At 58.6% G+C, this 23091-nt stretch carries 16 protein-coding genes; 9 read left to right on the forward strand and 7 right to left on the reverse strand.

All coding sequences use genetic code 11. The annotated features are described in order from the left end of the window. Positions 1 to 151: 151 nt before the first annotated feature. Genes AD669_RS21480 through AD669_RS21490 form a run of 3 tightly spaced genes read left to right on the forward strand, consistent with a single transcriptional unit; the run spans position 152 to position 3728 of the window. Entirely contained in the window at positions 152 to 2053 is a 1902-nt protein-coding gene (locus tag AD669_RS21480) for an ATP-binding protein (RefSeq protein WP_053123442.1), read from the forward strand. Continuing rightward, the gene (locus AD669_RS21485) at positions 2050 to 3378 is read left to right on the forward strand and encodes a sigma-54 dependent transcriptional regulator (protein ID WP_053123444.1); all 1329 of its coding nucleotides are present in this window, start codon (positions 2050 to 2052) and stop codon (positions 3376 to 3378) included. Before AD669_RS21480 ends, AD669_RS21485 begins: the two co-directional genes overlap by 4 nt. Before the next feature lie 11 nt (positions 3379 to 3389). Continuing rightward, positions 3390 to 3728 (forward strand): GlpM family protein, encoded by a 339-nt coding sequence (locus AD669_RS21490; RefSeq protein WP_053123445.1) that lies wholly within the window; start codon positions 3390 to 3392, stop codon positions 3726 to 3728. A gap of 107 nt (positions 3729 to 3835) precedes the next feature. On the opposite strand, the gene AD669_RS21495 is transcribed toward AD669_RS21490, so the two are convergent. Next, positions 3836 to 4504, reverse strand: coding sequence for a DsbA family oxidoreductase (locus AD669_RS21495; RefSeq protein WP_053123447.1), 669 nt, complete (start codon positions 4502 to 4504; stop codon positions 3836 to 3838). 212 nt (positions 4505 to 4716) lie between these two features. Beyond that, positions 4717 to 5751, reverse strand: a complete 1035-nt coding sequence (locus AD669_RS21500) for an alpha/beta fold hydrolase (RefSeq protein ID WP_053123449.1) — start codon at positions 5749 to 5751, stop codon at positions 4717 to 4719. Between the two features lie 203 nt (positions 5752 to 5954). Between AD669_RS21500 and metR the strand changes: the two genes are divergently transcribed. After that, positions 5955 to 6872 carry a transcriptional regulator MetR gene (metR, locus tag AD669_RS21505; protein WP_008087231.1) on the forward strand — a complete coding sequence of 306 codons (918 nt, stop codon included), beginning with the start codon at positions 5955 to 5957 and terminating at the stop codon, positions 6870 to 6872. Between the two features lie 83 nt (positions 6873 to 6955). On the opposite strand, the gene AD669_RS21510 is transcribed toward metR, so the two are convergent. From AD669_RS21510 to AD669_RS21520, 3 genes are read right to left on the reverse strand one after another with little or no spacing between them, the layout of a single operon-like run. Beyond that, positions 6956 to 7462 carry a GNAT family N-acetyltransferase gene (locus AD669_RS21510; RefSeq protein WP_053123451.1) on the reverse strand — a complete coding sequence of 169 codons (507 nt, stop codon included), beginning with the start codon at positions 7460 to 7462 and terminating at the stop codon, positions 6956 to 6958. 2 nt (positions 7463 to 7464) lie between these two features. Beyond that, complete coding sequence (locus tag AD669_RS21515; RefSeq protein ID WP_053123452.1) at positions 7465 to 8103, reverse strand: LysE family translocator; 639 nt, start codon at positions 8101 to 8103, stop codon at positions 7465 to 7467. 23 nt (positions 8104 to 8126) lie between these two features. After that, the gene (locus AD669_RS21520) at positions 8127 to 8561 is read right to left on the reverse strand and encodes an NUDIX domain-containing protein (RefSeq protein ID WP_053123454.1); all 435 of its coding nucleotides are present in this window, start codon (positions 8559 to 8561) and stop codon (positions 8127 to 8129) included. A gap of 251 nt (positions 8562 to 8812) precedes the next feature. On the opposite strand from AD669_RS21520, the gene AD669_RS21525 reads away from it, so the two are divergent. Both AD669_RS21525 and AD669_RS21530 read left to right on the forward strand, forming a co-directional pair. Next, a complete protein-coding gene (locus AD669_RS21525; protein WP_053123781.1) occupies positions 8813 to 9601 on the forward strand; it encodes a LuxR C-terminal-related transcriptional regulator in 789 nt (262 codons plus the stop codon). A 109-nt stretch (positions 9602 to 9710) separates the two neighbouring features. Further along, positions 9711 to 11330 (forward strand): FMN-binding glutamate synthase family protein, encoded by a 1620-nt coding sequence (locus AD669_RS21530; protein WP_053123456.1) that lies wholly within the window; start codon positions 9711 to 9713, stop codon positions 11328 to 11330. A gap of 36 nt (positions 11331 to 11366) precedes the next feature. Here the strand turns inward: AD669_RS21530 and AD669_RS21535 are convergent, their stop codons facing one another. Together AD669_RS21535 and AD669_RS21540 are read right to left on the reverse strand one after the other, a co-directional pair. Then, positions 11367 to 11729, reverse strand: coding sequence for a polysaccharide synthesis protein GtrA (locus AD669_RS21535; RefSeq protein ID WP_053123458.1), 363 nt, complete (start codon positions 11727 to 11729; stop codon positions 11367 to 11369). A gap of 244 nt (positions 11730 to 11973) precedes the next feature. After that, complete coding sequence (locus AD669_RS21540) at positions 11974 to 13395, reverse strand: amino acid permease (protein ID WP_053123460.1); 1422 nt, start codon at positions 13393 to 13395, stop codon at positions 11974 to 11976. Positions 13396 to 14000: 605 nt separating this feature from the next. Between AD669_RS21540 and AD669_RS21545 the strand changes: the two genes are divergently transcribed. From AD669_RS21545 to AD669_RS21555, 3 genes are all read left to right on the forward strand, one after another. Next, entirely contained in the window at positions 14001 to 14459 is a 459-nt protein-coding gene (locus AD669_RS21545) for a transposase (RefSeq protein ID WP_053123462.1), read from the forward strand. A 292-nt stretch (positions 14460 to 14751) separates the two neighbouring features. Next, entirely contained in the window at positions 14752 to 17865 is a 3114-nt protein-coding gene (locus tag AD669_RS21550; RefSeq protein ID WP_053123464.1) for a transglycosylase domain-containing protein, read from the forward strand. A 114-nt stretch (positions 17866 to 17979) separates the two neighbouring features. Next, complete coding sequence (locus AD669_RS21555; protein WP_053123465.1) at positions 17980 to 23076, forward strand: NEL-type E3 ubiquitin ligase domain-containing protein; 5097 nt, start codon at positions 17980 to 17982, stop codon at positions 23074 to 23076. The last annotated feature ends 15 nt before the right edge of the window (positions 23077 to 23091 follow it).

Here is a 23091-nt window from a genome sequence, read left to right on the forward strand (position 1 = left end):
AAGCGGCCCCAGCAGTTCAAAGTCAAACCGCATGCAAGGGTTTGACGACTGCTGCGCAGCCGATCGGGGATAAATCCCCTCGCCACAGAGTCCACCTCCAAACCAGCGGTGATTCACAAACAAGTGTTGTGGTTGACCCAAGGCATCTGTGATGAAATGCGACCCCAATCTCTATCGCGCCGCGCCGCCATCACTTGCCGTGAAGCCCCGTCTGATTCGTCATTTGTTCCTGCCGCCGCTGATCATCATTTTGATGGTCGGGTTGGGTTACGCCGGGTTCTGGGTCAGTGAGCACTTTGGCATTCGCAACCTCAGCGAAAACGGCCAGCGCCAGCTCGAACTGAACGCCCGCGCGGTCGAAAGCGAGATCAGCAAATACACCTACCTGCCAAGCCTGCTGGAACTCGAAACCAGTGTGTCGCGGCTGCTGGCCGACCCGACCCCGGAACACCGGCAAACGGTCAACGCTTACCTTGAAGGCCTGAACCGACGCAGTCGCAGTCGGGCCATCTACGTCATGGACACCACCGGCCGCGTCATGGCCACCAGCAACTGGCGCGATGTCGACAGTTACCTCGGTGAAGACCTGTCCTTCCGTGCCTATTTCCAGAAAGCCGTGCGCGGTGAACCCGGGCGTTTCTACGGCATCGGCAGCACCAACGGCGAACCCGGTTACTACCTCGCCCACGGCCTCGAAGAGCACGGCAAGATCATCGGCGTCGCCGTGGTCAAAGTGCGTCTGGAAGCCATGGAAGAACGCTGGCAGCGCGCGCGTCTCGAAGCGTTTGTCAGCGACGAAAACGGCATCATCATTCTCTCCAGCGATCCGGCACGCCGGCTCAAATCAGTGATTCCGCTGAGCGAGGAAACCAAAGAAAAACTCGCCCGCAGCCTTCAGTACTACTGGTTCCCACTCAACGAACTGCAACCGCTGGCCCGCGAAACATTGGCCGAAGGCGTGGAAAAACTCACCTTCCCGGCCAACAGCGAAGTGCAGTCAGGCGAGGACGACATCAGCTACCTGGCGCAGACCCGACCGCTGAGCGACACGCCATGGAATTTCACCCTGCTCACGCCGTTGCAGGACTTGCGCCGCGAGGCGATCAACCAAGGCATTCTCGTTGCGGTAGCTTTCGCCTTGGTAGCGTTCCTGCTGATCGCCTGGAACGAGCGGCGCAAGGTCATCGCCACCCGCCTCGCCGCCCGCGAAGCCTTGCAGGAAGCCAATAATCAACTGGAGCGTCGGATTACCGAACGCACCACCGACCTGCGCGCCAGCAACGAGCGCTTGAAGAGTCAGATCCGCGAACGCCGTCAAGCCGAGGAGACCTTGCGCCGCGCGCAGGATGAATTGGTGCAGGCCGGCAAACTCGCGGCCATCGGCCAGATGTCGACCAGCATTGCCCACGAATTGAATCAGCCACTGGCCGCGATGCGCACGCTCTCGGGCAACACCGTGCGTTTTCTGGAACGCGGTCAGCTCGACGTCGCCAGCACCAACCTCAAGACCATCAATGACCTGATCGACCGCATGGGCCGAATCACCGCGAGCCTGCGTTCGTTCGCCCGTCGGGGTGACAATCAGGGTCAGGCCAGTCTCGGCAAAGCCGTGGACGCCGCACTGCAATTGCTCGGCGCGCGTGTTGAGCATGCGGCGCTGCAAATCCATCGGCAGTTCATCGACGTGCAAGTGCAGATCGACCAGACTCGCCTCGAACAGATTCTGGTCAATCTGGTCGGCAACGCCCTCGATGCGATGCAGGCGCAACCGCAGCCCGAACTGTGGCTGGAGGGCGAAGAATTCAACGGCAAATATCGCCTGCGCGTGCGCGACAACGGTCACGGCATCGACGCAGAGGCGCGCAAGCATCTGTTCGAACCGTTCTTCACCACCAAACCCGGCGAACAAGGCCTGGGTCTGGGCCTGACGCTTTCCGCCAGCCTCGCCGCTGCCACCGGCGGTCATCTGGGTGTCGAACACCCGGGCGGCGGCGGAACCACTTTCGTCCTCAGTTTACCGTTGGTAAGCCCTACTCCCGCCGAGCCAATATGAACCAAGAACTCAGTGTGCTGATCGTCGAAGACGACCCCCATGTGCTGCTCGGCTGCCAACAAGCGCTGACGCTGGAAGACATTCCCTGCGTCGGCGTCGGCAGTGCCGAAGAAGCACTGGAGCGGGTCGGCGACAATTTTGCCGGCATCGTCATCAGCGATATTCGCCTGCCGGGCATCGATGGCCTCGAACTGCTCACGCGCCTCAAGCAGCGCGACCGTAGCCTGCCAGTGGTGTTGATCACCGGGCATGGCGACATCTCCATGGCCGTCGGCGCGATGCAGAAAGGCGCCTACGATTTCATGGAAAAACCGTTCTCGCCGGAACGTCTGGTCGATGTTGCGCGACGTGCGCTGGAACAACGCAGCCTCGCTCGTGAAGTGTCGTCGCTGCGTCGGCAACTGGCCGAACGTGATTCCCTCGAAGGACGCATCATCGGTCGCTCGCCGGCCATGCAGAACCTGCGCGAACTGATCGCCAACGTCGCCGACACCTCGGCCAACGTGTTGATCGAAGGCGAAACCGGCACCGGTAAAGAACTGGTCGCCCGTTGCCTGCACGACTTCAGTCGGCGCCACAGCAAACAGTTCGTCGCGCTGAACTGCGGCGGTCTGCCGGAAAACCTCTTCGAAAGCGAAATCTTTGGTCACGAAGCCAACGCCTTCACCGGTGCCGGCAAACGGCGCATCGGCAAAATCGAACACGCCGACGGCGGCACGCTGTTCCTCGATGAAGTGGAAAGCATGCCGCTGCCGTTGCAGATCAAACTGCTGCGCGTGTTGCAGGAACGCACCCTCGAACGCCTCGGCTCGAACCAGAGCGTGGCAGTAGATTGCCGGGTGATCGCAGCGACCAAATCCGATCTCGACGAGTCGAGCAAGGCTGGCGAATTCCGCAGCGATTTGTACTACCGCCTCAACGTGGTGACGCTGGAATTGCCGCCCCTGCGCGAGCGCCGCGAAGACATTCTGCAACTGTTCGAACACTTCACTCAGCAATCGGCCCTGCGCTTCGACCGCGCGCTGCCGGAGCTGGACAACCAGACCTTATCGAACCTGATGAGCCACGACTGGCCGGGCAACGTGCGTGAATTGCGTAACGTTGCTGAGCGCTTTGCTCTCGGCCTGCCGGCGTTCAAAAAGTCCGGTGCCAACAGCGGCGGACAAGGCCTCGGCTTTGCCGAAGCGGTGGAAGCCTTCGAACGCAACCTGCTCAGCGATGCATTGCAGCGCAGCGGCGGCAACCTGACTCAGGCCAGTCTTGAGTTGGGCATGGCCAAGACCACGCTGTTCGACAAAGTGAAAAAATACGGCCTGAGCCATTAAGCGAGAACGACGTGGATCTGTTTTTCAAAGCGCTGTTGGGCGCAGCGGTGGTGCTGATCATCGCGGCGCTGTCGAAGACCAAAAATTACTACATCGCCGGACTGGTGCCGCTGTTTCCGACGTTTGCGCTGATTGCGCATTACATCGTCGGCAAGGGGCGCTCGATTGAGGATTTGAAGACGACGATCGTGTTCGGGATGTGGTCGATCATTCCGTACTTCGTCTATCTGGCGACGTTGTATGTGATGGTGGACCGGATGCGGCTGGAGGCTTCGTTGGCGGTGGCGGCGGTGGCTTGGTTGATGGCGGCTACGGTGTTGGTGACGGTTTGGATTCGGCTGCACAGCTGACGAACAACGATGCACTGTAGGAGCTGCCGAAGGCTGCGATCTTTTGATCTTGCTGTTTAAAAGATCAAAAGATCGCAGCCTTCGGCAGCTCCTACAGGGGTACGTGTTTAGCCGTTGACGGTGCCGCCTTTTGACTCGGCCATGATCTGGCGGATCGCCCCGACAAATGTTTCTACCGGCTGCCCACCCGTCACCGCGTACTGGCCGTTAAACACCACCGTCGGCACCGAACTCACTCCCCGCTGCAACCATACCTGCTCTTCTTCGCGCACTTCGTCGGCAAACTCGTCCGACGCCAGAATCGCCTCGGCCCGCTGGCGATCCAGCCCGACACTCTCAGCAATCTGCACCAGTTGGCCGTGATCGGAAGGATTGCCGCCATCGCTGAAATACGCTTTGAACAACGCCTCCTTCAACGGCAACTGCAAACCCTCAAGCTCCGCCCAATGCAGCAAACGGTGCGCATCGAAGGTGTTGTAAATGCGGCTGTTGGAATCGGTGCGAAAAGCAACCCCCAGTTCTGCACCACGAGCGCGGATCGCGTCACGATTCTTCTGCGATTGCTCCGGCGTCGAGCCGTACTTTTCTTGAATGTGCTCGGCGATGTTCTGCCCGTCGGCGCCCATTTTCGGGTTCAGCTCAAACGGCTGGAAGCGGATCTCGGCCTGCACTTCGTTGCGCAGGATTTCCAGCGCTTCCAGCAAGCCATACAAACCAACAACGCACCACGGGCAGGACACGTCGCTGACAAAATCGATTTTCAGAGCGGAATTCATCAAACACCTCGCAGGGGAAATCGTGCGGGAAAGTTTGCACGATACACCCTGATCACCTTGCACCTGTAGGAGCTGCCGAAGGCTGCGATCTTTTGACGTTGTCCTTAAGATCAAAAGATCGCAGCCTTCGGCAGCTCCTACAGGGGAACGCATTCCAAATGTGTGTGGGCTTGCTCGCGAAGAGGCCCTGGCCAACACCACGAATCTGATGGTTACAGCAGATTCCCGCCCACCACCGGCTCAATCTGCGCCCAATGCGAAGTGTCTTCCCGGTGCGCCTGCAAATACGGCAACACTGCCGCCAGCAACGGCTCCTTGAACGCCTCCTGGAACCGATGCGCCAACCCCGGAATCAGCTTCAACTGACTGCCACGAATATGTGCCGCCAGGTGCACGCCATGCATCACCGGCAACAACGGATCGGCCGTGCCATGCACCACCAGCGTCGGTACGCGCAACTGGTTGAGCAATGCAACGCGGCTAGGCTCGGCGAGGATCGCCATGATCTGCCGCTTCACACCCTCGGGATTAAACGCGCGGTCATAGGAAGCCGCTGCCTGTTGCAGCAAATTCTGCCGATCATCGGTCACCGCCGGGCTACCCAGCGCCGCCAGCAAATCCGCCTGCTGCTCCAGCGCCACCTGACGATTCGGTGCGCCACGTCGCGACAACAACTGCACCAGCGCTGCACTCGGCGCCGGCAAGCCTTCCGCGCCAGAAGTGGTCATGATCAACGTCAGACTCTCGACCCGCTGCGGCGCCATCGCCGCCATGTGCTGAGCAATCATCCCGCCCATGCTCGCGCCCAAGACGTGGAATTGCTCAACATGCAGCGCGTCCATCAGCCCCAGCGCATCATCGGCCATGTCCGTCAGGCTGTACGGCGCCGACACCGGCAGACCGAGCTTGTAGCGCAGCACTTCGAAGGTCAGATTGGCCTCTTCCGGCGCCTGACGCCAGGTCGACAATCCGACGTCGCGGTTGTCGTAGCGGATCACCCGAAAACCCTGCTGACACAGCGCAACCACCACCTCATCCGGCCAATGGATCAACTGCCCGCCGAGGCCCATCACCAGCAGCAACGCCGGATCCGACGCACGACCAATGCTCTGATAAGCGATGCTGACTTGTTGCAGATCGACATGCTCGGTCGGCACGTTGACATCGCAACGCGCGGCCGCCATCGACGGCGTACCGAACAAAAGCGCGGCCAACATGGCCGCGACTGATAGAAAAACCTTGTGCATGAAAAACACCGAAACGCAGAACCCCAGTAGAGCGCGAGTCTGATGAAGTTTGTTCAAGCGCGCTGCCACAGTTGCGTGACAGTTTGATGAAGAGTGCCGAGCGGTCATTGCGCCTCTCGATCAGACGCGGTCGACAACCCCGCCAACATGAGACAAACTCACCACCATCGCTGAATCAGCAAATTTTGTTCATGGAGCCATCGGTGCTTGAGATCCGCCACTTGAAAACCCTGCATGCCCTGCGCGAGGCTGACAGCCTTGTCGACGCGGCGGATCGTCTGCATCTGACGCAATCGGCGCTGTCCCACCAGTTCAAGGAACTGGAAGAGCGTATGGGCATGCAATTGTTTGTGCGCAAGACCAAACCAGTGCGTTTCACCAGCGCCGGTTTGCGCCTGCTGCAACTGGCCGATGCGACCCTGCCGCTGCTGCGTGCCGCCGAGCGTGACATCAGCCGCTTGGCCGGTGGCACCGCCGGGCGTTTGCACATGGCGATCGAATGCCACAGCTGCTTTCAGTGGCTGATGCCGACCATCGACCAGTTCCGCGATGCCTGGCCGGAAGTCGAGCTCGACCTCGCGTCGGGTTTTTCCTTTGCACCGCTGCCGGCATTGGCGCGGGGCGATCTGGATCTGGTGGTGACGTCCGATCCGCTGGAAATCGCTGGTATCACTTATGTACCGCTGTTCACTTATGAAGCGATGCTGGCGGTGGCCAATCAGCACGCATTGGCGAGCAAACCGTACATCGTGCCTGAGGATTTGCTCACGGAAACATTGATCACCTATCCGGTGGAGCGTGATCGGCTGGACATCTTCACGCGCTTCCTAGAACCGGCGGATATTGAGCCGGCGCAGGTACGGACTTCAGAACTGACGGTGATGATGATGCAACTGGTCGCCAGTGGCCGTGGCGTGTGCGGCATGCCGCATTGGGCGCTGCACGAATACAGCTCGCGCGGTTACGTGAAGGCCAAGCGGCTGGGTGAGAAAGGCCTGTTCGCCACGCTGTACGCAGCGATCCGTGCGGACATGCTGGATGCGCCATATATGCGCGATTTCTTGCTGACGGCGAAGGACACTTCGTTCTCGACATTGGATGGGGTTAGCGCAGTTCGCTAAAACCCAAATCAAAAGATCGCAGCCTTCGGCAGCTCCTACACAAAACCCTGTAGGAGCTGCCGGAGGCTGCGATCTTTTGATCTTTATGCCTGAGGCAGTTCACGCCACATATGGATCTTGTCGAAGTAGTCTTCGCCAACCCGCACCGCCAATGGCTCCAGACCAAACTGGATAAAGCCGCAACGCTCATAGAGTTTGAACGCCGCGTCATTCCCGGCAGTAACGGTCAATTGAACGACCTTCAACGCCGGATGATTCTGCGCCTCGGCAAGCGCCGCCTGCACCAGTTCATAGCCCAAACCGTGCTGTCGAAAATCCGCCGACACATACATCCCGAACAACGTGGCTTTATGCCGGGCCTTCTCCCGAGGTTCAAACGCCAGCCCGACAATTCCGGCCAGCGTGCCACCCTCGAATGCCCCCAGCACCACATCGAGCTTGCTGGTCAGCCGCCCTTCCCACCAGCTCAACGGCATCACCGCGCGCTCACGCACGCTGGAGGTAAACGCCTGCGGATGGCGATCGTAAGCCTCCAGCATCAACTCCCGATAAGCCAGGGCATGACTGGCATCCAGCCGTTCTATCCACATGCTCAAGCCGCCCTTCGTTGCTCAAGCATCAATCGCACGGCCAACCCGGCCAACACAAAACCCATGAAATAACGCTGCATCGCCAGCCATGTCGGATTACGTACGAACCACGACGCAATTCCTGCCGCGAACAATGCGATCAGCAGATTGACGGTGAAACTCACGCTGATCTGCGTCAGCCCGAGGATGAGGCTTTGGGTGAACACCGAGCCGTGTTCAGGCGTGATGAACTGCGGAAACACCGAGAGATAAAAAACCGCAATTTTCGGGTTCAGCGCGCTGGTGAGAAAACCCATGGTGATCAGTTTGCGCGACGAGTCTGGCGGCAATTGCTGTGCCTCGAACGGCGAACGCGCACCGGGCTTCACCGCTTGCCACGCCAGCCACAGCAGGTACAACGCACCCGCCCACTTCAACACTTCATAAGCCATCGGCACCGCGAGGAACACTGCGGTCAAGCCGGCGGCTGCGGCAAACATATGCACAAAGAACCCCGCGACCACGCCCAGCAACGAGGTGACCCCGGCCTTGCGCCCCTGACAGATCGAACGCGAGATCAGGTAGATCATGTTCGGCCCCGGCGTCAGTACCATCAGCAACGCGGCGGCGGCGAATATCAGCAGGTCTTGAAGCGGGATCATGGCAAAGTCCTTTGCGTGGATGATCAGGCGATGGCGGTCAGCGAGGCTCGATAAAACGGCAGGATCACATCGCGTGTCAATGGCGCCAAAACGACATCGCCGTCAGTGGCCGGGTCGATCCAGATCACTTCTTCGATTTCCGCTGCCGGGGAAACGTCGGCGTTGATTGTCAGTTGAAAGATATCAGCCTGTACGACACATCCCGGTTCGTTGGCAGCAGGTGCAGAAAACTGACCCAGGAAAGTTGCTTGCGCCGGATCGATTTGCAGATCCAGTTCTTCTTCCAGCTCACGGGCCAGGGCATGCACCGGCAATTCATGCGCTTCGATCTTGCCGCCCGGTTGCATGAACGCCGTGGTGCCGCGTTTGCGCACCAGCAGAGTGCGACCGTCCGGGCCGATCAACAGAGCGGCGGCGATGCGGATGATGGAAGTGGGTGCGCTGGAAAGCGTCGACATATAAACAAACCCCAAACTCAAAAAACGCCAAGGATCCCACGCAAACCTGCCATACGCCATAGAACCCCCGTAGGAGCTGCCGAAGGCTGCGATCTTTTGATCTTGTTTTTTTCAGGATCAAGATCAAAAGATCGCAGCCTTCGGCAGCTCCTACAGGGGGAGTGAATCGCCGGCCAATTCCACGATTGCCCCGTGCGTAGGTCTGGGCCAGTATGCGCAGCAGCATCCGGCCGGGCATTCAAGGTAAACCGATGACACTTTCCTTCGACGACATCACCTGGCACCGCGCCGTCGGGCAATTGATCGAGGCGCTGGACAAGCCGAATTTCTGGGCGCAACTGGTGCGTTTGCTCGAGCAGTACATGCCGTTCGATAGCTGGGTGGCGCTGCTGTTCAGTGCTGACCAACACCCGCAAGTCTTCGCCGCCAGCCCCGGCGTGGAAGGTATCCCGGACGCCCTGTTCGAAGATTACCTGCGCGGCGTGTACCTGCTCGACCCGTTCTATATCGCCAGTCGCGAACAATCGCGCTCGGGGTTGTATCGTCTGTGGGAAGTCGCGCCCGAGCATTTTGAGCAGACCGAGTATTACCAGCGATACTTTCGTCTGAATGTGGTCGCCGACGAAATCCAGTTCAATTGTCAGCTCGAAGGTGATCGCACGTTGTGTCTGTCGCTGGGCAGCAAACAGCGTTTCAGCAGCGAGCAGATTGCCTTGTTGTCACTGATCCAGCCGTGGATGCTCGCGCTGTTGCGCCAGCGTCTACCCTATGAAACCAACGAAACCGGCGCGCCTGCCTCTGCCGATTGGCGGGTGCAACTGGAAACTTCGGTGCAACAACTCAAGGGCGCGCAACTGACCGCCCGCGAACTGGATGTCGGGCGTTTGATGCTCAGCGGTTGCTCCAGTAAAGAAATCGCCCGTAAGCTGGAAATCTCCGTAGAAACCGTGAAAGTCCATAAGAAACACATGTACAGCAAACTGGGGATCAAATCCCAGTCCGAGCTGTTTTCGATTTTTCTTCAGGCACAAAACGCCTGAAAAGATCGCAGCCTGCGGCAGCTCCTACAGTGGGCAAGCCATGCACTGACTTGTAGGAGCTGCCGCAGGCTGCGATCTTTTGAACCTGAGTCCGAACCAAGGAAACCGTATGAGCCTGTCACTCCTGAGCCGCTACGCCTTCTTTGCCGTCTGCGTGATTTTCACCCTCGCCAGCCTGCCTTTTCTCGACCACGACTGGCTGTGGCCGATCACTGCCGTCACCGGCGTCCTCAGCCTGATCGGTCTGTTCGACCTGCTGCAGACCCCGCACGCCGTGCGCCGCAACTACCCGATCCTCGGCAACATCCGCTACCTGGTTGAAGGCATCCGCCCGGAGATCCGCCAATACCTGCTGGAATCCGACAGCGACGCCCTGCCCTTCTCCCGCGCCCAGCGTTCGCTGGTTTACTCGCGAGCGAAAAACGAAACCGCCGACAAACCGTTCGGCACGCTGATCGACGTTTACCAGTCCGGCTTCGAATTCATCGGCCACTCGATGCGCCCGGCGCCGTTGAGCGATCCGAACAGTTTCCGCGTTACCGTCGGCGGCCCGCAGTGCTCGCAGCCGTATTCGGCATCGGTGTTCAACATCTCGGCGATGAGCTTCGGCTCGCTCAGCGCCAACGCCATTCGTGCGTTGAACCAAGGCGCAAAACTCGGCAACTTCGCCCACGACACCGGCGAAGGCAGCATCAGCCCGTATCACCGGGAAAACGGCGGCGACCTGACCTGGGAACTGGGCAGCGGCTACTTCGGCTGCCGCACCAGCGACGGCCGGTTCGACCCGGAGCGCTTCGCCACCCAAGCGCAAAACCCGCAAGTACGCATGATCGAAATCAAAATGAGCCAAGGCGCCAAACCCGGCCACGGCGGCATCCTGCCGAAACACAAAGTCACCAAAGAAATCGCTGAAACCCGTGGGATCATGATGGGCGAAGACTGCGTGTCACCATCGCGTCACAGCGCGTTTTCCACGCCGATCGAAATGATGCATTTCATCCAGCAACTGCGTGAACTGTCGGGCGGCAAACCGGTGGGCTTCAAGTTCTGCCTCGGCCATCCGTGGGAGTTCATGGGCATCGCCAAAGCCATGCTGGATACCGGCATCCTCCCCGACTTCATCGTCGTCGACGGTAAAGAAGGCGGCACCGGCGCGGCGCCCGTGGAATTCACCGACCACATCGGCGTGCCGATGCGCGAAGGTCTGCTGTTTGTGCACAACACCCTGGTCGGCCTCAACCTGCGCGACAAGATCAAACTCGGCGCCAGCGGCAAGATCGTCAGCGCCTTCGACATCGCCAGCGTGCTGGCCATCGGCGCCGACTGGGCCAACTCGGCGCGCGGCTTTATGTTCGCCATCGGCTGCATTCAGTCGCAAAGTTGCCACACCAATAAATGCCCGACCGGCGTCGCCACACAGGACGCTTTGCGCCAACGTGCGCTGGTGGTTCCGGACAAAGCGCAGCGGGTGTTCAACTTCCATCGCAGCACGCTGAAAGCGCTGGCGGAAATGCTCGCGGCGGCGGGGCTTGAGCATCCGTCGCAACTGTCGGCCAAGCATCTGGTGCGACGCATGTCGGCGACCGAGATCAAGCTGTTTTCCGAGCTGCACGTGTTCTTGAAACCCGGTGAATTGCTCACGGGCGAAGTGAGCGGCGCATTCTATTCGCGGATGTGGCAGATGGCGCGGGCGGACAGTTTTGAGCCGAATGAAATCGCGGCGGCATAACGTTGAATGCGCCAGTCTTAACCACAGGCTGGCGCCTCAAATTTCATATTCGCGAAACAATACAAAGCGGAAAAAGCAGTATCCGAGCAATAGATTCAGCACGGTAAAGGACGCCACTGTGATCAGCCCGTGCAGCGCGTGAGCATCGCCAATCAAGCCGATGCCCACACTCACGCCAGCCATCACACAGATGAACAGCAGATAGCTGAGCAATGACGTTCCCGTCTCGAAGGTGTAAAGCATGTTCACGTACAGCGTGAACGCCGCCGCCACGCAAAACGCAGCGAAGTTACTGGCCGCCTGGGACAAGCCACCGGCACTGCACATGACGAAAAATACCTGCCAGTGGATCAACGCATCGGCCAGGCCGATGACCATCAATGCTGAAAATCCTTTCATTAGCGTTCCTTGCCATGATTTGACAGGCATTCACGCTAAGTCAGGAATCGAGCGCGGTCTACTGTCAGAAATTACAGGTAAGGCGCCTCTTTCGACGAGCGGTGCGGGCGCATTACTGCGGCAATCGGTCGTGCGGCTTGTTTATAGAAAGCAAAAGATCGCAGCCTCCGGCAGCTCCTACAGGAAACACGTTCCAAGGTAGGCGCTGCCGAAGGCTGCGATCTTTTGTTTCAGAGGCTATGAATCAGGAAGCCGAGCGCGCCGCACCTTGTGTGACTTGCGTCGGTTGCAGCTTGAACACGTAGAACAACACGGTCAGCAGCACCAGGAACGCAGGCCCCACATAGAGCGCCACGCGGGTGTCCGGGAAGTACGCCATCAGGCCGACCACCAGCACCAGAAACGCCAGGGCAAAATACGAGCTGACCGGGTACAGCCACATCTTGTACTTGAGGCCGGCACGCTCGCTGGCGCTCAGGCCTTTGCGGAATTTCAGTTGGGCCAGCAGGATCATCACCCAGGTCCAGATCGCGCCGAAGGTCGCAATCGAGGTCACCCAGACGAAGACTTTTTCCGGCACCAGATAGTTGAGCATTACGCCCAGGAGCAACACCGCAATCGACAGCAGCAATGCACGACGCGGCACACCGTTGTTCGACGTCTTGGCGAAACCGGCCGGGGCCTGACCGTTCTGCGCCAGGCTGTAGAGCATGCGCCCGGTGCTGAAGATGCCGCCGTTGCACGACGACAGCGCCGCGGTGATCACCACGAAGTTAATGATGCCGGCAGCGGTTTTGATGCCCAGACGTTCAAACGTCATCACGAACGGGCTGCCCTGGGTGCCGATTTCATTCCACGGGTAGATCGACAGGATCACGAACAACGCGCCCACATAGAACAACAGAATCCGCCAGAACACCGAGCCGATCGCGTCGGGAATGGTCTTCTGCGGGTTCTTCGCTTCACCGGCGGTCAGGCCGATCATCTCGACGCCCAGATAAGCGAACATGACCATTTGCAGCGACATCAACACGCCGGTCACGCCGTTAGGCATGAAGCCGCCGTGGGCCCACAGATTGGAAATGCCCAGCGCCACGCCGTCATTGCCGAAACCGAAAGCGATGATGCCGACGCCGCCAATGACCATGGCAATGATGGTGACGATCTTGATCAGCGCGAACCAGAATTCGAATTCACCGAAGGCTTTTACCGCGATCAGGTTGATCGAGCCCATGCTGATCAACGCCGCGAGGGCCCAGATCCAGCGCGGCACATCGGGGAACCAGATGCCCATGTACACGGCCACCGCGGTGATCTCCGCGACGCAGGTCACCAACCACAGGAACCAGTAATTCCAGCCGGTGAGGAAGCCCGCCAACGGGCCGAGGTAGTCTTGCGCATAACGGCTGAACGAACCGGCGACCGGGTTGTGCACGGCCATTTCGCCGAGGGCGCGCATGATCACCAGGATCGCCAGGCCGCCAAGAATGTAGGAAATCATGATCGCCGGGCCGGCCATTTCGATGGCCTTGGCCGAACCTAAAAACAGACCGACGCCGATACAGGCACCGAGCGCCATCAGGCGAATGTGCCGTTCGCCGAGTTCGCGTTTGAGCGGACCGCCCTGAGCGGTTTCGCCGTGAGGCAGGTGATTGCCGACTGGCATGGGGTACAACCTCGTCTTGTTATTGGATATGACCACCGAGTGTCGCAACGTCGGCCGGTAAGCCTTGGCTGCCGTGAAACCGCGTCGGCCTCGTGGGCAAACGCGTCTTGTAGGACAAAACCTGCAAGATCAGCGGGGCGTGCAGTATAAAAAGCCTTGGGCAGGGCTTTTCACTCTATAAACCACAACATTCAGCGACAACTCTCGGCAAAAGCCCGGTTTGCGGAGAGGCATTCCCTGCTTCGCGTAGGAATATTCGCCGCCGAAAAAGGCGCCGAGTATTGCACAGCATTGGTGCATCGTCATGTCCCTGCCTAGGTGCAATTGCTCTTGCGAAGGCTCTAGCGCAGAACTCTCTGACTCCCAACCCCCTGTGGTGAGGGGATTTATCCCCGATGGCCTGCGCAGCAGGCCCAAACCTGCCAATGAGATATATCTGGAGAAATCAGATGTCTGCTTTGGGGGTGCTTCGCACCCCATCGGGGATAAATCCCCTCACCACAAATACTTCACTGGATTCAGAAATTTCGCACAACAGTTACAGATTCAGAGCTACCAACCCGGAACTAGCCTTGAGGGTTCGACAAACCAAACAAGGAAGTGAAGTGCCTAACTATCCAAATTCATACCGCCTACGCCAAGGCCGATTCTCCGAACCCGGCCGCGCCTACTTCATCACCTCAGTCATTCACCAGCGCCAACCCGTCTTCGCCGATTGGCAAACAGGCCGATTGCTGGTGGCAGAGCTCCGCAAGGCACATGACCAAGGCTGCGTAGAGTCCATTGCGTGGGTGGTGATGCCTGACCATTTCCATTGGCTGGTGCAGCTGCAAAGCGGTTCGCTCGCGGAGGTCATTGGCGGAATAAAGGCCCGCTGTACTCAGGCCATCAATCAGAAAACCGGGAAACAAGGGCCGTTGTGGCAGAGCGGCTTTCACGACCGTGCGATTCGTAATGATGAGGATTTGCTGCCGTTCGCCCGGTACATCGTGGCCAATCCATTGCGGGCTGGTTTGGTAAACAACATTGGCGACTATCCACTGTGGGATGCCTGCTGGCTGTAATTGGTTTAGATAACCTGTGGCGAGGGGATTTATCCCCGATGGCCTGCGCAGCAGGCCCGCTTTTTATGGGGAAAACCAGGGGGCGCTTCGCGCCCCATCGGGGATAAATCCCCTCGCCACAAAAAAACCTGTACTAAATGGATTCCTTACTACGGATGAATGAGTTGCCCCTCATTCCAGATTTATTCAGCAACTCTCGCCACCCCAACCCGTCACAATTTTTTCACCACTGCCAACCACCGTCTAAGCTTCAAACAAGTCCGATCAATCTGCGTGAATGGATCAATCGACTATGGGCGCTTTGTGGCAAACCGATTCGAGTAAATCTGTGGTTCCGACTGAGAGTGTGGATCAAGCGCCTGTCCCCGAAAAACCACGCCGTCCCCGGCATGGCTGGAAGGCTTTCTGGTTATTGCTGCTGATTATTGCAATCGTGGTGGGAATGGCTGCGGCCAAGGAAATGCGCACCTCGCGTTTCCAGTCGAGTGAGTTGAGCAAATTCGCCGCCTCGCTGACCTACAAACTGGAACCGGGCCCCAGTGAAGCGATTCACTACCCCGGCAACGGCCCTTTCGATTTGCGCCTGGGTTACAGCGCCCTCGATGAATTCCTGCCGCGTCTGCTCAAGCGCAATTACGTGATCACCGAGCAGACCCGTTTCTCCCCCGCTCTGCTCAGCTACACCGGCAAGGGCCTGTTCGTGCCCTATTCGGAAAAGATTCAGGCCGGCCTGACCATCACCGATTGCCGCGCCGCGCCGCTGTACAAATACAACTATCCGCAGCAGCTCTACTCGAACTTCGCGGCGATCCCGCCGGTGGTGGTCAGCAGTCTGTTGTTTATTGAAAACCGTTTTCTGCTCGACCCTAAACAACCCCGGGCCAACCCGGCGGTGGACTGGCCGCGCTTCGGCATGGCGGCGTGGTCGCAAGTGGCGAAGTTGCTGCACCTGCCCGGCCAGTCAGCCGGCGGCAGCACCCTGGCCACGCAACTGGAAAAATATCGCCACTCGCCGGATGGCCTGACCGTGTCGGGCGCAGAGAAGATCCGCCAGATGATTTCCGCCAGCGTGCGCGCCTATCAGGACGGCCCGGACACCTTGGGTTCTCGGCAGAACATCGTCCGCGATTACCTCAACAGTGTGCCGCTGTCGGCAGTCCCGGGGCACGGTGAAGTGCACGGCATGGCCGAAGGTTTGCGCGTCTGGTACGGCAGCGATTTCAACAAGGCCAACGAACAACTCAACAGCCCGGCCACCGACCCGAAAACCATGGCCGACAAAGGTCTGGCTCTGCGTGAAATGCTCTCGCTGATGATCGCCCAGCGCCGTCCTTCGCACTACTTGACCAAGGGCCGCGAAGAACTCGCCGACCTCACCGACAGCCACCTGCGTCTGCTTAAACAGAACGGTGTGATCGACAGCGCACTGGCCGATGCCGCACTCGCCAGCAAGGTCACCTATCGCGACTGGCAAACCCAGCCGACCATTCAGCCAATCGAAACCAACAAAGGCATCAGTGTCGCCCGCAGTCGCTTGGCGAGCATGCTCAACCGTCCGCTGTACGACCTCGATCGTCTCGACTTGTCCGCCACCAGCACCTTGCAAGGCGACCTGCAAATGCAGGCCACCGAGTACCTGAAAAAACTCGCCGACCCGGCCTTCGCCGCCGAAATCGGCCTGATGGGCGAACGCCTGCTGACGCCCACCAGCACCACCCAGGTTCGCTACAGCTTCACCCTGTTCGAGCTGACCCCGGACGGCTCGCGCGTGCGCATCCAGACCGACAGCACCGACCAGCCGTTCGACATTAATGAAGGCAGCAAACTCGAACTCGGCTCCACGGCGAAAATGCGCGTGCTGACCACTTACCTGCAAATCATCTCCGAGCTGCACGACAAATACGCCGGCATGTCGGTACCGGAATTGAAGAAAGTCGAGGTGCCGGATCAGGATCGCCTGAGTCGCTGGGTCATCGATTATCTGGTGCAGAACAAAAATCGCGACCTGTCGAAAATGCTCGGCGCCGCGCTTGATCGCAAATACTCGGCGAGCCCCGGCGAAGCGTTTTTCACTGGCGGCGGGCTGCACTTTTTCCACAACTTTCGCAAGGAAGACAACGGCCGCCTGCCGACCCTGCGCGATGCATTGCGTGAGTCGATCAACCTGCCGTTCATTCGCCTGATGCGCGATGTGGTGCGCTACGTCACCTACTCCGGCCCGAACAGCAGCGCCGAATTGCTGAAGGACGACCGCGACCCTCGGCGTCAGGAATACCTGGCCAATTTCGCCGACCGTGAAGGCACCGCGTTCCAGCTCAAGTTCTGGAAAAAGTACAAAAACAAGGACACCCAGGCGCGCCTCGAAACCTTCCTCGACAGCATGCGCCCGACCCCGATCCGCATGGCCGCCGTGCACCGTTATCTATTGCCGGATGCCAGTCAGGAAGACTTCAACACCTTCGTCCGCGCTCACCTCAAAGGCGCCAAGCTCAACGAAAAACTCACCGATGATCGCTTGATCCGCCTCTACGATTCCTACGGCCCGGGCAGCTATGATTTGCCCGATCAGGGCTTCATCGCCAAGGTGCACCCGCTGGATCTGTGGATGATGGGCTACCTGCTGCACAACCCCGATGCGACCTTCAGTCAGATCGTCAAAGCCAGTCACTTTGAGCGTCAGGAAGTCTATAGCTGGCTGTTCAAAAGCAAGCACAAAGGCGCGCGCGACAGCCGCATTCGCACCATGCTCGAAATCGAAGCGTTCCTTGAAATTCACCAGCGCTGGCAGAAAGTCGGTTACCCGTTCGACCACCTGGTGCCATCGCTGGCGACCGCGATCGGCAGCTCCGGCGACCGTCCTGCGGCGCTGGCCGAATTGATCGGCACTATCCTCAACGACGGCGTGCGCATGCCGACGTTGCGCATCGACAGCCTGCATTTCGCCGCCGGCACGCCGTACGAAACCCTCGTGACCAACGACCCTCACGTCGGTAAACGAGTGATGCCATCCGAAGTCGCCACGGCCATGCGCGAGGCGCTCTCGCAAGTGGTCGACTCCGGCACCGCCAAGCGTGTTTCCGGCAGTTTCAAAACCGCCGACGGTACGCCGTTGGTCATGGGCGGCAAAACCGGCACCGGTGATAACCGCATCGAAGCGATTGGCTCGGGCGGGCGGATTCTCAGCTCGAAATCGATCAACCGCACCGCGACCTTCGTGTTCTACATCGGCGACCATCACTTCGGCACGCTCACAGCTTTTGTCCCGGGACGCTCGGCGGAGAACTTCAAGTTCACCTCGGCGCTGCCCGTACAGGTGCTCAAAGGCATGGCGCCGATTCTGTCGCCGTATCTGCAGCCTGACTCCCACACCCGCTGCGAGGTGCCTGTCGTCGCCCAGCGCAATTGAAATATTCGGTAAACCCTGCAAACACTGCGATACACAAACGATAACTATGTATCGCATGCCCCCCTGAGCAGCCGCGCAAACTGACATCCTTTCTACGCCAAAAGGATTTTGCGCATGTCTGACTCCGGAGCACAGGGTATTCACTTCGAGACCTTGAAAAAGGCCATTCCCCACGTGCTGATCAAGGCCTCGGCAAAACGCCGCGCCGAGCTGCGCGAAACCCCGTCGGTGCTGCCGAATTGGTTTACCAAGGCTACGAGTCATCAAAAAGACGATTTGAAAGCCGTCACCGAAGCGCTGCATCTTCGACAAAACGAGCGGGATGCCCTGTTCGACAAGATCCAGGACATTGACACATTTGCGAAAAAACTACTCGAGCCAGAGCTGCACAAGCTCGATGCGAGTTTCGACGCTGACGCCACCTGGATACGGCTCTACGCGCCTAAAAGCCTCGGTATTTTTGGTATCAAGAGTGGTGGAATGGCGGTCAAGACCCTGTCACTGCTACAAGCGGCTCTGCATAACTTTGAATACGAGGAAACCCGGCCAGGCTTCTACAAGGAGAGCTCCTGCTTCATCAGCAGACCGGACGCCGACGGTCATTTCGAAACGATCAACACAGCGGTCAGCGTCGACACTTTTGCCCGCCTGTGCCGGCGTCTGAACATCGGCGAACAGTATCAAAACTACCTGAAAGACTTCCTCCGCCCGCCCGGCAACCGTCTCGTCGAGAACCTGTTGCGCCAGATCAACGGTGCTTACTACAAGCAATCGTTGCACGCCGCAGCCCTTCTGGCGCTGATCAAAAAAGACATCGGCAAGGCCGAATACGATCAACTGATGAAAGTCGTCAGAGGCGACAGCGTCATCATGGACGGCAACAAACAAGTGCGTATGCGCGGTTTAAGCATCATGGGGCTGCGGCTGACTGATTGCGTGTTGTTCATTCCCAGCGAGTTCCATCGCTACAGCACCGGATCACTGATCGCCTGGATCCCGGACGATCCGGAACACCCGATTAAACGTTACGCCAACTTTCAGGCGTTCGAGCAGGAGCTGACTCGCCAGCTGAGCGCTCGCCCCTCGGGTGATATCGGCCCTGACGCAAGCAAGCCGAGCGCTTATCAAATGTTCTTCAGCCGATTTGTTGCGCAGAAAGACAAGCCCTATTACTTCAAACGCTTTACCGAAACCATCAGCGATGGTCCGCCAAAAACCTTTGTGGAGAAATGGCGCCATCATGAACTGGTACAGTTGGGCGAACGGTTGATGTTCCATCTCGACATTCCACCACCGCGTGAAGTCGGGACTCGTCAGGATCCGCTGGAAGCACCCAACTTCGATGTCATCGACTGCAATTTGCCCGGCAAAGGTTTATGGGAAGACTTCGAACTGTGGCCAGAGCTTCACGAAGCCACACTGAACAAGTTGATCAACGACGCCCGAACCGTCGCCGTACCCAACGCCGATGAAGATGCCAAGGCCAGAGCCGAGCGCTGGGCCAATTACCTCAACATCGGTTTCATTGCCTTGGGTGCTTTCGCACTGGTTCTGCCCGGTTTGGGCGAACTGATGCTGGTCGCAACCGTCGGTCAAATGCTCTACGAAGTACTCGAAGGTGCTGTGGAGTTGAGTGAAGGAGACCGCGAGGCGGGCTGGGCACACCTGACGGATGTCATCGAGAATCTCGCCACCAGCATCGCTCTGGCGCCGGTTTTTCACTTCACCGTTTCTCCCTTCATCGAGAATCTGAAAGCAATACGGTTGCCGAGCGGCAAAATAAAACTGTGGAAACCGGATCTCGAGCCTTACCGATTCAAGGGCAAGTTGGCGCAAGACATCCCGCGCGATAGCCAAGGCTTGTATCAGCATCAGGATAAAACCCTGCTGCGCGTCGATGAGCACCATTACGAGCTTTCAAAACAATCCCCGACCGGGGAGTTGATAGTGCGGCATCCCTCACGGCCGGATGCTTTTGCAATACCGGTCAAACACAACGGCGCCGGCAGTTTTGTGCTGGAAGGTGAAACGCCGCGAAATTGGGACAACGCGACCCTGATGCGCAGGTTAGGCCATACAGTTGAACCCTGGAGCGAGCCGCAGCAACTGGAACTGATCCGAAAAACCAGTGGCACGTCGCCCGACGTTTTGCGTCGCATGTATCACGACAATGCCGGGCTACCGCCGCTGCTCGCGGACACGGTGCATCGGTTCAATATCGAACGCGATGTGCAGACCTTCATCGACAACGTCACCAGCGATGATCCGTTACCGCAGGCGCAGGCTCGGCGAGACCCGGCCAGCCAACTGCAAATTATCGAGGCGCAAGGTCTATGGCCAGTCGAAGTGCCGTTACGCGTGAGTGACGGGCGAGGCAACACGCTCTGGCAGTCAGCGGCGGCGAAAGTCGCTCGCGGTAAAAAACTGGTGGTGCAGTTGAGCGACCAGCAGATTGCCGGCGGTCAGGGTTTGCACAACGTCATGCAAACGCTGGAAGCCAACGGCACACCGATCACTGTCGAAAGTGAAGCGCAGTTGCAAGCGCACATTGCCAACACCGCGAAAGGCCTGCGCAACGAACTGTTCAATCAACGCTACGAATTCGACCAAACGCCCCTCAGCCCCACCCGACAACTGGTCAAGCAGGCCTTCCCGGAATTGCCGGTGACGATGGTCGATACTCTGCTGGGCGACGCAACGCCAGCCGAACTGGACTTGATGAGTGAACATCAGCATCTGCCTCTGCGGCTGAAACATCTCGCCCGAGAACTGCAATTCGAAACCCGCACAACCCATGCCTGGCAGGGTTTCCATCACGACTGGCTGGCGACCGCCGATACCGAGCGTCTGGCGCTCAATGCCCTGCGCATCAACAGCGATGTACTGGCTGAACTGCGTATCGACGTTCGCCAACTGTCGCTGGATGGCGAGTTGAGTTGCAGCGCAGGGGCCGAAGACGCCACCACGGTTCGTACGCTGATCAAGGACGAAGACTTTCAGTACCGGGCCCATGACAATCAGGGGCAGCCTCTGCAAGAAAGCAGCACTGATCTGTTTGAGTCAATTCTCGCGGCCCTGCCCACGCAACAACGTCAGATTCTGGGTTACCGGCTCAACGACGCGGCAGGATTCAAACAGTGGGTCATGGCCAAAACCGAACCTGCCAACGTCCGTCGCACACTTCTGGTCGAGCCTCCGGTCAGCTCCGTTGTACCCAGAGAAACCCTGGTGCTGCTCGGTGGCCCTGGCTATTCCAGAGTCGGCGAAACCCTACAGCAACGCATTCAGGATATTTACCCACATTTAAATGAATCCGAGGTGCAAGGATTCGCCCAGTCACTGACGGCGCAGGGTGACGCCGAGGCTGGCATCCGTCGAATTGAACATGACCTCGACACATTACGGATCATCCTCGACACCTGGCGTTTTGAAGAAGTCGTCAACTTCAATGCCGGGAATGGCGGCACGCATAACCTGGCGTTCATGCTGGACGGTGGCGCGCATCTTTCCGAGCGACTGATAGCCTGCTTCGAGCGCAAATCCGTGGTATTTGGCGAGCGCAGCGTCGGACCATCAGCCGGTTACAGACTCGATCTTTCATCGGAGTTGCGCCGCTACAATCTTGAGCACTGGTGGAAAAAACTTCCCGACATCAAACCGTATCTCGAGCAGATCACCAGCCTCTCGCTCGATAACGTGCCGCTGGTCGAGGGGCCGACTGGGCTGCTCAAGGACTTCTCTCACCTGCGCGAACTCAGCGCGCGCAACTGTGAGCTGAAAAGCCTGCCGACCAGCATTGGCAAAATGCGCCAACTGGAGAATCTGCGCCTGTCCGGTAACCGCATCAAATTGACGCCCCAATCCGCGGAGCAACTGAGAAACCTCACCCGCCTGCAAACCCTGCGTCTGGACGAAAATCCACTGGGCCTGACACCCGATGTCGGTCGGATGCCACGCCTGAGTGTTTTGTCGCTGAACGATACCGGCCTGACAACCTGGCCCAAGGGTCTCTTCGAAAAGCACCGGCCCCGACTATTTTTCCTCGACATGCTGGGAAACCCGATCGAGGACATTCCGCAAGTGGCGCCGGGTTCCAATAATGCTTACATCGTCGCGCGCACCCGTCTGATGGCCAACGAACTGTCTGACATCAATCGCTTGCTGTACGAACAGTACCGCACTTCGGTCGGGCTGATTCCCGAGCACATTGCGTCAGCGACCACCACCGACATGCTCAGGCGTTGGCCGCTAAAAACCGAAGCACTGTTTACCCGCATACCCGGGCTGGGCATTTACCGCCCCGAAGCCTGGCCGGATCTGGCCTCGGAACCCAACTCCAGAGGCTTCTTTAAAATCATTAACGACCTTACCCAATCGGCCGATTACCGGGCTGGCGGTTCAGCGCTGGAGCAATTAAGTGATCGTGTCTGGCGGATGATCCACGCTATCGACATCGACAAGGATCTGCGTCAGGACTTGTTCGACATGGCCACCTCACCGGTCAATTGTCGGGATGCCGGTGCGCAGGTATTCAATCAAATGGGCATCAAGGTGATGGCCGCCGAAGCCCGGCTTTTATCAACCTCCAGAGAGGTGCTTGAGCAAAAACTGGTGACATTGGCCCGAGGTGCGGCACGTCTGGAACAAGTTGATGACATAGCCCAGGCCGATATTCAGAGCCGGGGCGGTAATCCGGATGTGGTCGAGGTGTACCTGGCGTATCAAACCGGGCTGGCCCGGCGCCTCGACTTGCCTTGGCAATCGCAGAACATGCTGTTTCGCATCACTGCTGGCGTAGATCAGATAAAGATTGATTCGGCATTCGAGACGGTGATCGCGATGGAGGCTGGCGATGGTTTGATCAATCGCATGCTCGAGCAACCGTTCTGGACGAACTATTTGCGCGAAACCTACCCCGAAAGCTACTACGCCAACAAAGCGCGCTTCGAGGAGAAAGCCTCGCAACTCGACGACCTGCGCACCGCGCAGGACGAATGGGCCAGTGCCAATTCGACCTACCTGGAAAAAGCCGCGCTACGTGAAAAGATCAAGGAGCTGGCGAAAATTCTCCGGGTGCCCAAAGAGCAAGTGCTGACACGACAACCCATGGCCGATTCGATGTACGAACGACTGATCAATGACCTCGGTGATCAGGAACAGCAACTCAGCCGCCAGCAGACCCGCGATGCGTTGAAAACAGCCGGGCTCTGACCCCAAAGCGAACCG

Source organism: Pseudomonas sp. P1.31 (assembly GCF_001269815.1).
Lineage (GTDB): Bacteria > Pseudomonadota > Gammaproteobacteria > Pseudomonadales > Pseudomonadaceae > Aquipseudomonas > Aquipseudomonas rustica.